9 protein-coding genes are annotated in these 16,773 nt (G+C 45.1%); 6 read left to right on the top strand and 3 right to left on the bottom strand.

Annotated features, from left to right (window positions below):
- The first annotated feature begins 859 nt into the window (after window positions 1–859).
- A complete protein-coding gene (locus V7K27_RS14235; protein ID WP_334948171.1) occupies window positions 860–1,048 on the top strand; it encodes a hypothetical protein in 189 nt (62 codons plus the stop codon).
- A gap of 740 nt (window positions 1,049–1,788) precedes the next feature.
- On the opposite strand, the gene V7K27_RS14230 is transcribed toward V7K27_RS14235, so the two are convergent.
- The 3 genes from V7K27_RS14230 to hisD all read right to left on the bottom strand — a co-directional run bounded on the left by V7K27_RS14230 (window position 1,789) and on the right by hisD (window position 4,398).
- On the bottom strand, window positions 1,789–2,376 hold the full coding sequence (locus V7K27_RS14230; RefSeq protein WP_334948169.1) for a Uma2 family endonuclease: 588 nt from the start codon (window positions 2,374–2,376) through the stop codon (window positions 1,789–1,791).
- 18 nt (window positions 2,377–2,394) lie between these two features.
- A complete protein-coding gene (locus tag V7K27_RS14225; RefSeq protein ID WP_334948167.1) occupies window positions 2,395–2,820 on the bottom strand; it encodes a universal stress protein in 426 nt (141 codons plus the stop codon).
- Between the two features lie 276 nt (window positions 2,821–3,096).
- Window positions 3,097–4,398 (bottom strand): histidinol dehydrogenase, encoded by a 1,302-nt coding sequence (hisD, locus tag V7K27_RS14220; RefSeq protein WP_334948165.1) that lies wholly within the window; start codon window positions 4,396–4,398, stop codon window positions 3,097–3,099.
- Window positions 4,399–5,177: 779 nt separating this feature from the next.
- Between hisD and rpsT the strand changes: the two genes are divergently transcribed.
- The 5 genes from rpsT (at window position 5,178) to V7K27_RS14195 (ending at window position 16,668) form a co-directional block, all read left to right on the top strand.
- Window positions 5,178–5,474: a 30S ribosomal protein S20 gene (rpsT, locus tag V7K27_RS14215; RefSeq protein WP_334948163.1), complete on the top strand. Its 297-nt coding sequence runs from the start codon at window positions 5,178–5,180 to the stop codon at window positions 5,472–5,474.
- A gap of 233 nt (window positions 5,475–5,707) precedes the next feature.
- On the top strand, window positions 5,708–6,493 hold the full coding sequence (locus V7K27_RS14210) for a TatD family hydrolase (RefSeq protein ID WP_334948162.1): 786 nt from the start codon (window positions 5,708–5,710) through the stop codon (window positions 6,491–6,493).
- A 752-nt stretch (window positions 6,494–7,245) separates the two neighbouring features.
- Entirely contained in the window at window positions 7,246–10,545 is a 3,300-nt protein-coding gene (gene rpoB, locus V7K27_RS14205; RefSeq protein ID WP_334948160.1) for a DNA-directed RNA polymerase subunit beta, read from the top strand.
- Window positions 10,546–10,642: 97 nt separating this feature from the next.
- Window positions 10,643–12,520 carry a DNA-directed RNA polymerase subunit gamma gene (locus V7K27_RS14200; RefSeq protein ID WP_334948158.1) on the top strand — a complete coding sequence of 626 codons (1,878 nt, stop codon included), beginning with the start codon at window positions 10,643–10,645 and terminating at the stop codon, window positions 12,518–12,520.
- Between the two features lie 98 nt (window positions 12,521–12,618).
- Window positions 12,619–16,668, top strand: coding sequence for a DNA-directed RNA polymerase subunit beta'' (locus tag V7K27_RS14195; protein WP_334948156.1), 4,050 nt, complete (start codon window positions 12,619–12,621; stop codon window positions 16,666–16,668).
- Window positions 16,669–16,773: the final 105 nt, after the last annotated feature.

Raw genomic sequence — 16,773 nt, 5'->3', positions numbered from 1 at the left:
GATTGACGCTTACACCCAACAAATATGGGCTTTATCGTCTTAAGTTGACACCAATGAGCATTGCTGTGCCCCTACAGCATGGTCTATTTACGATCACAGGATAGTTAATAAAAGCCTGAAACAACCTATTTTAGCTAGTGCATATCATGATGCATTTGTACACTGCGTAAGTCCTATAGAAATACCAAATTTTTATAATTTTCCTCTAAACTTTTACGCTTTCTTCATTTATTTACAAAAAATTTGTATAATCTACCTAATAAAGCTTTTTTCAAATTAATAAATAATTAACCACAATTAAACTTTTTATATTAGAAAAAATTATACTGGTTGATTTTTTGTTGTATTAAATAATTACAAAAAAACATTTTTTACATAAAAATACTTATTCAAAAATGCAGAATCCCAGTTTTGAGTTGGATAAATTTATTTAAGTACAACTTAGTATAAAAAATGTTGTTTGATTTGCTTTACTATATCTTTAATTCTGTTAATTTTCGTTAGTTTATCAGTATTAACACGTAAGTAGCTTCATTTATACGTTTTTTGACAAACAAAATTAAGCTTTTAAATCGCCATATTTATATCAATATATATTGACACCTGCGATTTTCTGGCAAATAAAAACTTGTTTTAATTAAATTTGTATAAATACTAACTATGTAATATCTTTGCTGAAGAGGAAGAGGTGTAATATATTTTTCTTTTTTTAAAAAATAATTGCTTGACCTATTTATCAAGAGCCGTATAATACTTCTAACGGCACAACAAGTTACTAAATATACTCTTTATAGGTTTATATCTATTACTTTGGAGTGACGTAACTTTAATCACCACAAGCAAGCTAGTAACTAAGATTATGGAAAGCACATTGTTCACTACATTAACCGCCAACGAAGAAGCCAATTTCTCTGGTGGCAAGAAGAAAAGTTGCGAGAACTCGGCTGTTAAAAAATTCTCTTTTACAGTCTTTATAATTGACTCTGTAATTCAATTTATTGGTGGAGATGGCTTAAATGGCGGAAAGGGCGGCGATGTCAACCTATAACCCTTAGCGAACTTGGCTCTGTTAGTGTTATTAGAGTCCGTTTTACGGGCGTAACTGGCGAATCTGTTAGTCCAGCAGTTCAACTATTTTATTAGAGGAATAGTTAACCTTCTGAGGTTTAGTATAAGTTAGGGAAAGAATAAACGTAAAGACACGAGCAACAGCGTCTTTACTGGGATAAAGGCTCTTAAATAAACTATCCTGTTTTAGCAGGTTAAGTTACTTTTGCGCCTGCCTTAATTGCTAATTTACTTAACCCTGTCAAGCGATTAGCTATTTGTTTATAGGAATTATCTTAGCATACGTTTATTCTTCCCCACATACTTTTCTTCAACAAACTTCACAAAGTCTGTCAACGGTTGCTAGTAGGCAACTGTTGACAGATTTTGTGGTGCTTTTCACTAAAGATACTGCTCACCTTGAGTAGGGAAGTAAGCGTTGCTATTTGAGAAATTAGCCAGATTCATCACAATCTAGTAATTTGTGAACGATAACGAAACTCTTTTTACAGAACTTACTCCAAACGGATAAGCAAGTCTGTCTATTCCTTTAGAGGATGTTGGAAAAGTAGTATGTTGTGATTTTAATTGAATTATTACCCCCCTTAATCCCCCCGATATATTGGGGGGAAACAAGAAAATCCGGTTCCCTCCCCAATATATCGGGGAGGATTAGGGTGGGGTAAATTTCGTACACGTTTGCTCTGGCGATCTTAAGTGAAAACAGCTTTTAAATTCTTTTTAATTATCGGATGTTAACACTTGTTCAACTGTTAGTTCTAACTCTGGAAAAATTTGAGATTGAATGCATTGAGTACCAATAAACTCTACTGGTTCGTATAATTCTTCAATCAATGTGAAAACAGTCACTTTGTTCGTTAATGGATCGACAATCCAATACTCTGGAATATTTAAAACGTTATATTCAACTCGCTTGGCTCGATAATCTACAATCTTTGTTGACTCACTGACGACTTCCACCACTAACAAGGGGGGTGGTTCGTTGAGTTCAATAACTGCCTCTCGGTTTCTCAACTCTCGCCACTGAGGTAATGGAATCACAACTACATCTGGAATCCTCGATGTATCCCATCTCCCAGCACGGGGGGAACGAACACCGATAACCATTTGTTTAGAAGTCCAATCCAACTTTAGCCGGAGAATTTCTGCTCGCAAACAAACATTGATAAATTCTGTTGCTGCGCCATGTTGCCCACTTCCTAGACTCATGGGAATTAGTTCTCCATTGACCAATTCGTAGCGGGTATCAGTGCCATCATCATATTTCAGGTATTCCTCAAAGGTTAATTTTGGGGTGGTTATAGTCATTGCTTCCCGTTGCAAATTTTACCTTGGTTTGATGACTAACACTGAACAATTAGCCTCTTCTACAACTTGACTGCTAACAGAACCCTGGACAATTCGCTTCATCCCAATCAACCCACGACTGCCAATTATAATCAAGTCAGTTTTGTAAATATTGGCAAGGCGAATAATCTCTTCGGCAGGATCACCAGTTACCATCTCTAACTCACTTGTGACTGATAACTTTTCCTGATAGGATTGCAGCTGTTTTTCAATATGGAAATAAGAAAATGTTGGGGACTCTGGCTGAGGACGATCAGCAGGTAGTTCCATCTCTGACTTTGGCGTGGGAAACACATGACAGAGAATAACCTTGGCATCTTTTGATAACGCAAAATCATCTAAAGTCTCAATTACTCGTTCTGCAATTTCCGAACCGTCCAGAGCTACCAAAATATTCATTAGCACCGCTCTCGTCTCCTCAAAAGTAGACCCCTTACATAAGTATGCAGCAAAATCTGTTGGCAGCTACACTAAATTAATTGCGTAGCGTCTCCGAACAGGAGAACCTACTGTCATTGGCAATGCCTCACTTGTAGATGCCCGTCAGCAGGCTTCCCTTAGAGTAGCAAAAGTCACCCGTTAGCGTAGCTTACCGTAGGTATCGCTATCCAAACTTTTAGTTTGAACCTATCGAGTGACTTTTGGCAACAGTATACATAGGAAAAAATTAAGCATTCCAAATCACTCTTCTTGCTGAATTCGGCGTCGTACTGAATCAGCATGGGAAGGTAAGCCCTCTGCTGTTGCTAGCACATCAATGGCACTAGCCACATTTTGCAGTGCGGTTTGGGAGTATTGAATAATACTCGAATGTTTAAGGAAAGTTTCCACCCCTAATGGTGAAGCATAGCGGGCAGCACCAGAAGTTGGCAAGGTATGGTTAGGGCCTGCCAAATAGTCTCCTACAGCTTCTGGTGTGGAGTAACCCAAAAATATTGCCCCAGCATGGCGAATCTGTGGTAATAGTGCCCAAGGGTCTTTGATTTCTAATTCTAGATGTTCGGGGGCAAATTCATTTGAAAATTCCGCTGCTGCTTGGAGGGATTCCACAACGACAATCAAGCCGTAGTGAGCGATCGCTTTTTCTGTGTCTATTCGCCGTGGGTGATCCACTAGCTGTCTTTCCAAGGCTACTTGCACGTTTTTCGCCAAAGCAGCATCCGTCGTCAGCAAAATTGCTGCCGCCATTGGATCGTGTTCGGCTTGGGCCAGCAAGTCAGCAGCTACATGTACCGGATTTGCGGTTTCATCGGCAATCACCAGCACTTCGCTAGGGCCTGCCAAAGAATCAATACCGACGATGCCATAGACAAGTTTTTTCGCTAGGGTGACATAAATGTTACCAGGGCCAGTAATTACATTCACTTTTGGAATCGTTTCTGTCCCATAGGCTAAAGCAGCGATCGCTTGTGCGCCCCCAATGCGATAAATTTCTTGTACTCCTGCTTCTTGGGCAGCTACCAAGACTGCTGGATTAATTGCACCCCCTAAACCTGGTGGTGTCACCATCACCACATGGGGTACAGCAGCAACATGAGCCGGAATTGCATTCATCAGCACTGTACTGGGATAGGCGGCGCGACCACCAGGCACATACAACCCCGCTCGGTCTACGGGGGTGTAGCGTTTGCCCAGTACTATTTCATCCTCGCCAAAGTGTACCCAGCTTTTCGGTACTCGCTGACGATGAAACGCTTCAATTTGGCGGCAAGCTAGCCGAATTGCGCCTAACAATTCCTTTGACACCTGCTGATAGGCTGCATCTAGTTCCGAGCCTGTGACTCGGAGTTCTTCTGCTTTCAGGGTTTGTTTGTCAAATTCGGCTGTGTAATGCAATACAGCTTTGTCGCCTTGGCGCTTCACTGCTTGCAAAACTTCCCGCACCGTTGCTTCTTTGTGAAGCACCTGTTCGTCATGGGTGCGATCGCAGATCCGTTGTAGTTCTGCTCTGACGTCTGCCTGCTGAGTAATGATTCGCAGCATGGAGTAAAGACAATGCCAAAATTATAATATTCACACCTGAGATTTAGTATTGCTCTTGACCAACTGGGGTGTGGAAGCTGACTCTAATTCTCTTCTCTAGCTTAACCTGGATTTTTTTGATACTCTCAAGGCTGCCACCACATTGTTTGCTTGAGAAGGCGACTTAATATGCTCAGTCCGACAAGCCTCGGCAGGCTAGCGGCAGGAAGTGGGTGTGCCATCATTTCCCACTACCCCTTATGCCCTGACCCTCACTCCTTGCTCTGGTGCAGGTAGTGTGTTTGCACATCTAGTCCCCCGGATTTACAGGGGGTAGGGTCTGAGTATAATTTTTACTTATTTTCCTAACTTTTAGTATTTAGGGATTTCCAACAAATAAATTATCCATTGTGGGGTGGGCATCTTGCCCGCCTTTGGCTACGGGCGGGCGAAACGCCCACCCCACAATCAGTAGTTGAGTATTTTTTTATTTGTCAGTCCCTTGCCTTTGACAATACATCCGTTTGGGGGACAGATTATATTGGCAATCACATTGCTTAACCGGGTGATGAGTTAGGGCTACTATTTTATTTGATGTACCTTATTTTAACGTATTTCCTAAATTGACGACATACCAAATTAAGGACTGGGGATTAAGGAGCGGGGACTAGGGACTAAATTCTTCCCCAATCTCCAATGATAGAATTTTTTTTGAGGAAATTATAACATTGGTAATTTGGATGCTATATTAGTAAGTCTAGTAGTGTGTGTACATATTAATAGTATTTTTGGAATTGACTGTGGCGAATACAAAGTCTGCTCTCAAGCGTGCCGGAATCGCAGAACGTAACCGACTGCGTAATAAAGCTTACAAATCAGCAGTCAAGACGCTGATGAAGAAATACCTGAATGCTGTAGCTGTCTATGCAGCTAATCCTACCCCAGAATTAAAACAAGAAGTAGAGGCTCGGTTATCCGAGGCTTACGGCAAAATCGATAAAGCGATCAAACGGGGTGTGCTTCACCCCAACAATGGGGCAAGGAAAAAGTCGAGATTGGCTCATAAACTAAAACCCCTAACTCAAACAGGTGAGTAGTCATTGGTCATTTGTCCTTAGTCATTGGTCACAAAACAAAGAGAGAAGTCTGAGCGACAGTTTCCGGCGATAGCGCAGTTTCTTCTCTATGGGAGGCTGCGCCAACGATTTCGTAAGTATCTGGCTTCTCTAGGAAGCGCTGTGCGTAGCTCACTTAATTAAAGGGTACGCTATCCCGGAGGGTACAGAACTTCGGGGAAAAATGACGAAGGACAAACAACAAAAGACAAAGAATGCAACTGATAGACACACACGTTCATCTCAACTTTGATAGTTTCCAGCCGGATTTAGCAACAGTGCGATCGCGGTGGCAAGAAGCAGGTGTAGTGCGTCTAGTACATTCCTGTGTTCACCCTGAGGAGTTTGCCAGTATTCAATCCATAGCCCAAGAGTTTCCCGAAATCAGCTTTGCTGTGGGATTACATCCTTTAGATGCTGAAAAATGGAATCGCGAGACAGCCGATAAAATCAAAACTTTAGCGATTTCTGACTCGAATGTGGTAGCAATTGGGGAAATGGGGCTGGATTTTTACAAAGCTGATAACTATGAGCAACAGTACATGGTGTTCGAGTCACAGTTAGCGATCGCATCTGAACTCAACTTACCAGTGATTATCCACTGCCGTGATGCGGCTGTGGCAACCAGAGAAGTGTTGCAAAAATGGCGGGAACTCAAGGGAGAAAGAGTGCGTGGTGTCATGCATTGCTGGGGAGGAACGCCAGAAGAAACTCAATGGTTTCTCGATTTAGGCTTCTATATTAGCTTTAGCGGGACGGTAACGTTCAAAAACGCCAAAGCAATCCAATCTTCAGCGGCGATGGTGAGTAGCGATCGCCTATTAATTGAAACAGACTGTCCATTTCTGGCTCCGGTTCCGAAACGGGGCGAGAAGCGCAACGAGCCTGCCTACGTGCTTTATGTAGCCGAGGAAGTAGCTAAACTGCGTCAGGAAACGGTAGAGGCGATCGCCCATCAAACCACCCAAAATGCCTGTGAATTATTCGGTCTGTCAATATAAAGTCTGTCCTAGTGTCTTTTGTTAAGTTGTGCTAAAAAAAATAAAACTTTAGGGGGACAAAAATATGCTAATATTATTCCCTCAAAAACATTTTGCTTGCGCCATAATGATAAAGGAAGGAACCTAAAACTTCTCGTCTGAATTTTCCGTACTGTTATGGCTTGGCCATCCTCCAAATCTCTACAAGCGGATGCTCTCCACACATGACTAACCGTGCCAACTCAAATTGAGCTAGACTTTTGCACAACATCGGCTTGGTGTCTATTGAACCTATTCAAAATCGTTAAACAAAATTGCCTTGTGAGTACAATTCAGCAAAATGAAGTGATTCTGATTCCAAGCCGACAAGGTACGGATCATTCCCTCAGTCTTAAGATATCTAGGATATCACTGAGAGTATAAACGCCGGAGTGGATTTAAGACACATCGCGTGGAGCTGCGTCAGCAAATTAACGCGCTTTTTGGAGGGGAAGTGAGGAAAGTAGATCAAACTCAGGAATATCTCAACTGTATATTCTTCTTGAATCAATACTATAGTTGGTTTTTGGCTTCTGAGTCACCGATTAGGGACGATTACTCCCTTGTCGAAATTGCTCATTACAGCCAGCTTTAATCGCTGCGTTTGCCCACACCTGTAAATAGCAAGTGTGTAATAAAAAGTTCCCAAACAGCTAAGGACACTGGCTAGCAGTGGGAAGCGTCAAACAGCAGTGTCCAAGGGAAAATTTAACTAGGTTGACAAAGGTAGAGGCATGACTAAAGAAACATACATGGAACCCGCCTTTCTGTTGCCCGACTTGATTGAAATCCAGAGGTCCAGCTTTCGCTGGTTTTTGGAAGAAGGGCTGATAGAAGAACTTAACTCCTTTAGTCCGATCACAGATTATACGGGCAAATTAGAACTGCACTTTTTGGGTCATAACTACAAACTCAAGGAGCCAAAGTACAGCGTCGAAGAAGCCAAACGGCGGGATAGTACCTATGCCGTGCAAATGTATGTACCTACACGCCTGATTAACAAAGAAACAGGGGAAATCAAAGAGCAAGAGGTATTTATTGGGGATTTGCCTTTGATGACCGATCGCGGCACGTTTATTATTAACGGAGCCGAGCGGGTAATTGTCAACCAAATAGTGCGATCGCCAGGAGTTTATTACAAATCAGAAATAGACAAAAACGGGCGACGTACTTATTCAGCTAGCTTAATCCCCAACCGGGGAGCATGGCTGAAATTTGAAACAGACCGTAACGATTTGGTGTGGGTACGCATCGACAAAACCCGTAAACTATCAGCGCAAGTACTTCTAAAAGCTTTAGGGTTATCAGACAACGAAATCTTTGACGCCTTACGCCATCCAGAATATTTCCAAAAAACCATCGAAAAAGAAGGGCAATTCTCTGAAGAAGAAGCCTTGATGGAGTTATATCGCAAACTGCGTCCTGGTGAACCACCCACAGTGTTAGGTGGACAACAACTCCTAGACTCTCGTTTCTTTGACCCGAAACGTTATGACCTTGGTCGCGTCGGACGCTACAAGCTCAACAAGAAATTGCGCCTTTCTGTCCCCGACACAATGCGCGTGTTGACTGCTGGTGATATCTTAGCAGCCGTAGATTACCTGATCAACCTAGAATATGATATCGGTAATATCGACGACATTGACCACTTAGGCAATCGTCGAGTGAGAAGCGTGGGTGAATTGCTGCAAAACCAAGTACGGGTGGGGTTAAATCGACTAGAGAGAATTATTCGGGAACGGATGACCGTATCTGATGCCGAAGTGCTTACCCCTGCTTCCTTGGTGAACCCTAAACCACTGGTAGCAGCAATTAAAGAATTCTTTGGTTCCAGCCAGTTAAGTCAGTTCATGGATCAAACAAATCCCCTAGCAGAACTGACCCACAAACGCCGTCTGAGTGCCCTTGGCCCTGGCGGTTTAACCCGCGAACGCGCTGGGTTTGCTGTGCGGGATATTCATCCTAGTCACTATGGACGTATTTGCCCCATTGAGACACCAGAAGGTCCCAACGCCGGATTGATTGGCTCCTTAGCAACCCATGCACGGGTGAATCTGTACGGCTTCTTAGAAACGCCATTTAGACCTGTAGAAAATGGGCGAGTTAGATTTGACGTGCCTCCAGCCTACATGACAGCCGATGAAGAAGACGACCTGCGGGTTGCTCCTGGAGATATACCTGTAGATGAAACTGGGCACATTATTGGGCCGCAAGTGCCAGTACGCTATCGCCAAGAATTTTCCACCACAACACCAGAACAGGTGGACTACGTAGCAGTATCTCCCGTACAGATTGTGTCGGTAGCGACCAGCATGATTCCCTTCTTGGAGCATGATGACGCTAACCGAGCGCTGATGGGGTCGAACATGCAACGGCAAGCAGTACCTCTGCTCAAGCCAGAACGTCCTCTGGTGGGTACTGGTTTGGAAGCCCAAGGTGCAAGAGACTCTGGGATGGTAGTTGTATCGCGTACCGATGGCGATGTAACTTATGTAGATGCCACAGAAATTCGTGTCCGTCCGAAAGCAGCAACCCCAGAAATTAAGTACACCCTTTCCAAGTACCAACGCTCAAACCAAGATACCTGTTTAAATCAGAAACCCCTCGTCCGCATTGGTGAACGTGTTGTTGCTGGTCAGGTGTTAGCTGATGGCTCCTCCACCGAAGGCGGTGAATTGGCGCTAGGACAAAATATTGTAGTTGCCTATATGCCTTGGGAAGGCTACAACTACGAAGACGCAATTTTAATTTCCGAAAGACTGGTGCAAGATGATGTCTACACCTCAATTCACATTGAAAAATATGAAATTGAAGCTAGACAGACGAAACTGGGGCCAGAAGAAATCACCAGAGAAATTCCCAACGTCGGGGAAGATGCCTTGCGTCAGTTGGATGAACAAGGAATCATTCGCATTGGGGCGTGGGTAGAAGCTGGAGATATCTTGGTGGGTAAGGTAACACCCAAAGGTGAATCTGACCAACCGCCAGAAGAAAAACTGTTGCGTGCCATCTTCGGTGAAAAAGCGCGGGATGTGCGGGACAATTCTCTGCGAGTACCAAATGGTGAAAAAGGTCGCGTAGTTGATGTGCGCTTGTTTACTCGTGAGCAAGGCGATGAACTGCCACCAGGAGCGAATATGGTAGTTCGGGTATATGTTGCCCAAAAACGCAAAATCCAAGTTGGTGACAAAATGGCAGGACGCCACGGTAATAAAGGGATTATTTCTCGGATATTGCCAGCGGAAGATATGCCTTATTTGCCCGATGGTTCACCAGTGGACATCGTGCTTAACCCCTTGGGCGTACCCAGTCGGATGAACGTCGGACAAGTATTTGAATGCCTTTTGGGTTGGGCTGGTCAAACCTTGGGAGTGCGATTTAAGATTACTCCCTTTGACGAAATGTATGGGGAAGAGTCATCCCGCCGAATCGTGCATGGCAAATTGCAAGAAGCACGAGACGAAACAGGGAAAGACTGGGTATATAACCCAGATAATCCAGGCAAAATCATGGTGTATGACGGTCGTACAGGCGAACCGTTTGACCGAGCAATCACTATCGGTGTGGCTTATATGCTGAAGCTGGTGCATTTGGTGGATGATAAGATCCACGCTCGTTCCACAGGGCCATACTCACTGGTGACTCAACAACCCTTGGGTGGTAAAGCCCAACAAGGTGGTCAGCGGTTTGGTGAAATGGAAGTGTGGGCATTGGAAGCCTTTGGTGCAGCTTACACCTTACAGGAATTGCTGACAGTCAAATCTGACGATATGCAAGGACGGAATGAAGCATTAAATGCGATCGTTAAAGGTAAGGCAATTCCCCGACCGGGAACCCCAGAATCCTTTAAGGTGCTAATGCGCGAGTTGCAATCATTGGGGTTAGACATTGCCGTACACAAGGTAGAAACCCAAGCAGACGGCAGTTCCCTAGATGTGGAAGTCGATTTGATGGCAGACCAATCAGCCCGTCGTACACCTCCTCGACCCACCTACGAATCTCTTTCCCGCGAATCGATGGACGATGACGAATAATCAATAGTCAATAGTCCTTAGTCCTTTACTAATGACAAAGGACTAAGGACTAACGACCAATGACTAATGACTAATGACTAATGACTAATGACTAAATATGAGACCTGCCCAAACTAATCAGTTTGACTACGTAAAAATCGGCTTGGCTTCCCCTGAACGCATTCGACAGTGGGGCGAGAGAACATTGCCCAATGGTCAGGTAGTCGGTGAAGTTACCAAGCCAGAAACGATTAATTACCGAACTCTCAAGCCAGAAATGGATGGCTTATTTTGTGAGCGCATCTTTGGCCCTGCGAAAGATTGGGAATGCCATTGTGGTAAGTATAAAAGAGTTCGTCACAGAGGTATTGTCTGTGAGCGCTGTGGGGTAGAAGTTACCGAGTCACGGGTGCGTCGCCACCGCATGGGCTATATTAAACTCGCTGCACCAGTAGCTCACGTCTGGTATCTCAAAGGGATTCCTAGCTATATTTCCATCCTGTTGGATATGCCTTTACGGGATGTCGAGCAGATTGTCTATTTCAACTCTTATGTTGTCCTGAGTGCAGGTAATGCCGAAACTTTAACTTACAAACAGCTACTGAGTGAAGACCAGTGGTTGGAAATTGAAGACCAAATTTATAGCGAAGATTCTCTTCTACAGGGCGTAGAGGTAGGTATTGGTGCTGAAGCACTGTTGCGCTTGCTTGCCGATATTAATTTAGAACAAGAAGCCGAAAGCCTACGCGAAGAAATTGGCAACGCCAAGGGACAAAAGAGAGCCAAGCTAATTAAACGACTGCGGGTGATTGACAACTTCATTGCTACTGGTTCCAAACCAGAGTGGATGGTAATGGCAGTGATTCCCGTGATTCCCCCCGACTTGCGCCCAATGGTGCAACTAGATGGCGGACGGTTTGCCACCAGCGATTTAAATGATTTGTATCGGCGGGTAATTAACCGCAACAATCGTTTGGCACGCTTGCAAGAAATTTTGGCACCAGAGATTATTGTGCGGAACGAAAAGCGGATGCTGCAAGAAGCAGTGGATGCTTTGATTGACAATGGTCGTCGGGGACGCACGGTGGTAGGGGCAAATAACCGACCCCTGAAATCTTTGTCCGACATTATTGAGGGTAAGCAAGGACGTTTCCGACAAAACTTGTTAGGTAAACGGGTTGATTACTCTGGACGTTCGGTAATTGTGGTCGGGCCAAAGCTGAAAATTCACCAGTGCGGTTTGCCTAGAGAAATGGCAATTGAGCTATTTCAACCATTTGTGATTAACCGCCTGATTCGTAGCGGCATGGTAAATAACATCAAAGCTGCGAAAAAGCTGATATCGCGTAATGACCCCAGTGTATGGGATGTGCTGGAAGAGGTAATTGAAGGACATCCTGTAATGCTAAATCGGGCACCAACGTTGCACCGCTTAGGTATTCAGTCTTTTGAACCGATTTTAGTAGAAGGTAGAGCGATTCAACTACATCCTCTGGTGTGTCCAGCGTTTAACGCCGACTTTGACGGCGACCAAATGGCGGTACACGTCCCTCTGTCCTTAGAAAGTCAGGCGGAAGCGCGGTTGCTGATGTTGGCTTCTAACAATATTTTGTCACCAGCCACAGGGAAACCGATTATTACGCCCAGCCAAGATATGGTGTTGGGAGCGTATTACTTAACAGCAGAAAATCCCGGTGCGACAAAAGGCGCAGGAAAGTACTTTTATTCGCTAGATGACGTAATTATGGCTTACCAGCAAGATCAAGTTGACTTGCACGCCTATATTTACGTGCGATTTGACGGGGAAATAGAATCAGACCTACCGGATACGGAACCCGTGAAAGTGACGGAAAACGACGATGGTAGCCGGACATTACTCTATAAGTTCCGCCGAGTCAGACAAGACGCTAAAGGCAATGTACTTTCACAGTATATATACACGACTCCTGGTCGCGTTATTTACAATAATGCCATTCAGGAAGCACTAGCAAGCTAAGGGAGTGGTGAGTGGGGAGTGGGGAGTGGTGATGAATTCCCTACTCCCTATTCCCTACTCCCGACTCCCGACTCCCAATGACTCAGGACTAATGACTAATGACTAACGAAAAAATGATTTTTCGCAATCGTGTGGTTGACAAAGGCCAACTGAGAAATTTAATTTCTTGGGCTTTTACAAATTTTGGAACGGCGCGAACCGCAGTGATGGCGGACAAATTGAAAGATTTGGGATTTCGCTACGCTACCAAAGCAGGGGTTTCCATCAGTGTAGATGATTTGATGGTGCCACCAACTAAGCGATTGCTGCTAGAAGCAGCCGAAGAAGAAATTCGGGCTACTGAAATCCGTTACCAACGGGGAGAAATCACTGAAGTAGAGCGTTTCCAAAAGGTAATTGATACCTGGAACGGTACTAGTGAAGCCTTGAAAGATGAAGTAGTCGTCCACTTCAAGAAGACTAATCCCCTGAACTCCGTATACATGATGGCGTTCTCCGGGGCGCGGGGTAACATCTCCCAAGTCCGGCAATTGGTGGGGATGCGGGGACTGATGGCTGACCCTCAAGGGGAAATTATCGATTTGCCCATCAAAACCAACTTCCGTGAAGGATTAACTGTGACGGAATATATTATTTCGTCTTACGGTGCCAGAAAAGGATTGGTGGATACTGCCTTGCGGACGGCTGACTCTGGTTATCTCACCCGCCGGTTGGTGGATGTATCCCAGGATGTGATTATTCGGGAATTTGATTGCGGCACCACCAGAGGTCTTAGCATTCGACCAATGACAGAAGGTGCCAAAACTTTAATTCCTTTGGCAACCCGCTTGATGGGACGGGTAATTGGTGAAGATGTGCTGCATCCGGTGACAAAAGAAGTGATTGCAGCACGTAATTCCCCAATTTCTGAGGATTTGGCGAAGAAAATTGAAAAATCTGGGGTGGGAGAAGTTGTGGTGCGATCGCCCCTAACTTGTGAAGCCGCACGTTCTGTCTGTCAACACTGCTACGGCTGGAGTTTGGCACACGCCAAAATGGTGGATTTGGGCGAAGCTGTGGGAATTATTGCCGCCCAAAGTATCGGCGAACCTGGTACCCAGTTAACCATGCGGACATTCCACACAGGTGGTGTGTTTACTGGAGAAGTGGCGCAACAAGTTCGGTCTAAAATCGATGGGACTGTCAAGCTTCCCCGCAAACTGAAGACCAGAACCTATCGTACCCGCCACGGTGAAGATGCCCTGTATGTTGAGGCTAATGGTATCCTGCTTTTGGAGCCAACAAAAGTAGGTGATGTTATCCCAGACAACCAAGAGGTTCATCTGACTCAAGGTTCAACATTATATGTATTTGATGGAAATCAGGTAAAACAAGGTCAGTTGTTGGCAGAGGTTGCCCTCGGTGGACGCACAACTCGGACTAATACAGAAAAAGCTGTTAAAGATGTCGCCTCTGACTTGGCAGGGGAAGTGCAATTTGCCGAAGTAGTTCCAGAACAAAAAACTGACCGTCAGGGTAATACCACAACCACAGCCGCACGCGGTGGCTTGATTTGGGTCTTGTCTGGGGAAGTTTACAACTTGCCGCCCGGTGCAGAATTGGTTGTCAAAAATGGTGATGCGATCGCCTCGAATGGAGTTTTAGCAGAAACCAAGTTAAGCACTTTGCACGGCGGTGTGGTGCGCTTGCCCGAAGTTAATCCAGGTAAGAGTACTAGGGAAATTGAGATTATCACCGCTTCTGTAGTCTTAGACCAGGCAACGGTAACAGTCCAAAGTTCCCAAGGTCGCAATAATTACTTAGTCTCCACTGGCAACAACCAGATATTTAACCTGCGAGCTACACCTAGCACAAAAGTGCAAAATGGTCAAGTAGTAGCCGAGTTAATTGATGACCGCTATCGCACAACCACTGGTGGATTCCTGAAATTCGCGGGTGTAGAAGTCCAGAAAAAAGGCAAAGCCAAGCTGGGTTATGAAGTCGTGCAGGGCGGTACCCTCTTGTGGATTCCCGAAGAAAGCCACGAAGTTAATAAAGATATCTCCTTGCTATTGGTAGAAGACGGTCAGTTTGTAGAAGCTGGCACCGAGGTAGTAAAAGATATTTTCTGCCAAAACAGCGGTGTGGTAGAAGTGACCCAGAAAAACGACATCCTGCGGGAAGTTGTGGTTAAGCCTGGGGAACTACTAATGGTGGACGATCCAGAAGCAGTTATCGGGCGAGATAACACCTTCATCCAGCCAGGTGAAGAGTTTCAAGGTAGTGTGGCTACGGAATTGCGCTATATCCAGTATGTGGAGACACCAGAAGGCCCTGCCCTGTTGAGTCGTCCAGTAGTTGAGTTTGCCGTACCGGATAATCCCGATGTGCCATCAACTACATCTGTAAGTCAACAAACCGGGCGATCGATTCAGTTGCGGGCAGTGCAGCGACTACCTTACAAAGATTCGGAACGCGTCAAGTCCGTTGAAGGTGTGGAACTGCTGCGAACCCAGCTGGTGCTGGAAATTGAGCAAGAAGGAGAACAAGACCACAATGCTTCGCCCCTAGCAGCAGATATTGAATTGGTACAGGATACCGAAGACCCAGAAGTTCAGCGCTTGCAACTGGTGATTTTGGAGTCCTTGGTAATTCGTCGAGACATTACCGCCGATGCCACCCAAGGTAGTACCGAGACGACACTTGAGGTAGAAGATGGGCTAACCATCGCCCCAGGTTCTGTGGTCGCACGTACTCAAATCTTGTCTAAAGAAGGGGGGATAGTTCGGGGCGTTCAAAAAGGAACCGAAAACGTGCGTCGCTGCTTGGTGTTGCGCCCCACTGACATGCTGACTATGAATACTAGTACTCAGCCTAAGGTGAAAGTGGGTGACTTGCTAGTAGAAGGTACAGAAGTTGCTCCGGGAGTTTTTGCCCCAGAATCAGGGCAAGTAGTGGATATTAAAAGTGCCACTGCTGCATCTGGTGAGGAATCAGCTTTGAGTACTAAAAACTACGTTATTACTACCCGCATCGGTCGCCCTTATCGAGTCAGTCCTGGTGCTGTGTTGCAGATAGAAGACAGCGATTTGGTACAACGGGGTGATAACTTGGTGTTGTTGGTGTTTGAACGTGCCAAAACCGGAGATATTATTCAAGGTTTGCCCCGGATTGAGGAACTGCTTGAAGCTCGTAAACCGAAAGAAGCTTGTATTTTATGTCGGCGGGCGGGTGAAATTAAGGTAGTTTACGCTGAGGGTGGTGATGAAGCGATCGCCATCAAGGTTATAGAATCAAATGGCGTAATCACAGATTATCCTCTAGGCCCAGGACAAAATTTGATTGTGCCTGATGGATCAACTGTGTTAGCCGGACAACCGTTGACAGATGGGCCATCCAATCCCCACGAAATTTTGGAAATCTTCTTTAGCCTGGGTTCCGAAGATGGAATCTATGCTTGTGCTAGCTATGCTTTGCAGAAGGTACAGACATTCTTGGTGAATGAAGTGCAAATGGTGTATCAATCTCAGGGGATTGATATTTCCGATAAGCACATTGAAGTAATTGTTCGCCAGATGACCAACAAAGTCAGGATTGATGATGGTGGTGATACCACTATGCTTCCGGGTGAATTGGTAGAACTGCGCCAAGTTGAGCAGGTGAACGAAGCTATGGCAATTACTGGGGGTGCTAGGGCACAGTACACCCCGGTATTGTTGGGGATCACTAAAGCATCCTTGAACACCGACAGCTTTATTTCCGCCGCATCATTCCAAGAGACAACACGGGTACTTACCGAAGCAGCTATCGAAGGCAAATCGGACTGGCTGCGCGGATTAAAGGAAAACGTGATTATCGGGCGATTGATTCCGGCTGGTACTGGGTACAATACCTATGATGAACCCGGTGCGATCGATGATTATGCTGCTGAGATTAGCAGTAGTGTCTTGGATGAAGTTGATGATCCCCTGGATATGGTCTTAGATGACCGCACAGCTCGCACCTATAATTTAGATTCTCCTACCCTTGGGGAATCTGGTTTTGGTAGCAGACGTGCAGAAAGGTCAATCCTAGAGGAAGAAGATGAATTAATTGCCGATGAAGTCGCAGACGACGACGATTTCGAGGAAGAAGAGGAAGACGAGGAAGATGATTTCGACGAGGAGTAGAGACTTGAAATTTACCGTGTCTATTAAAAGGTAAAAATTAATAAAGGCAAAAGAAAATCTTCTTTTGCCTTTTTATTTTGCTCTCTAAAAACACACAACGAGCAA

Origin of the sequence: Nostoc sp., assembly GCF_036919575.1 — a bacterium.
Classification (GTDB): Bacteria; Cyanobacteriota; Cyanobacteriia; order Cyanobacteriales; family Nostocaceae; genus Nostoc.
This window is presented reverse-complemented; position numbering and strand designations above follow the sequence as displayed.

Coding starts and splice junctions, on each gene's coding strand:
- V7K27_RS14235 (WP_334948171.1), top strand. CDS start 860: ATGGAAAGCACATTGTTCACTACATTAACCGCCAACGAAGAAGCCAAT.
- V7K27_RS14195 (WP_334948156.1), top strand. CDS start 12,619: ATGACTAACGAAAAAATGATTTTTCGCAATCGTGTGGTTGACAAAGGC.
- hisD (WP_334948165.1), bottom strand. CDS start 4,398: ATGCTGCGAATCATTACTCAGCAGGCAGACGTCAGAGCAGAACTACAA.
- rpoB (WP_334948160.1), top strand. CDS start 7,246: ATGACTAAAGAAACATACATGGAACCCGCCTTTCTGTTGCCCGACTTG.
- V7K27_RS14200 (WP_334948158.1), top strand. CDS start 10,643: ATGAGACCTGCCCAAACTAATCAGTTTGACTACGTAAAAATCGGCTTG.
- V7K27_RS14230 (WP_334948169.1), bottom strand. CDS start 2,376: ATGACTATAACCACCCCAAAATTAACCTTTGAGGAATACCTGAAATAT.
- V7K27_RS14210 (WP_334948162.1), top strand. CDS start 5,708: ATGCAACTGATAGACACACACGTTCATCTCAACTTTGATAGTTTCCAG.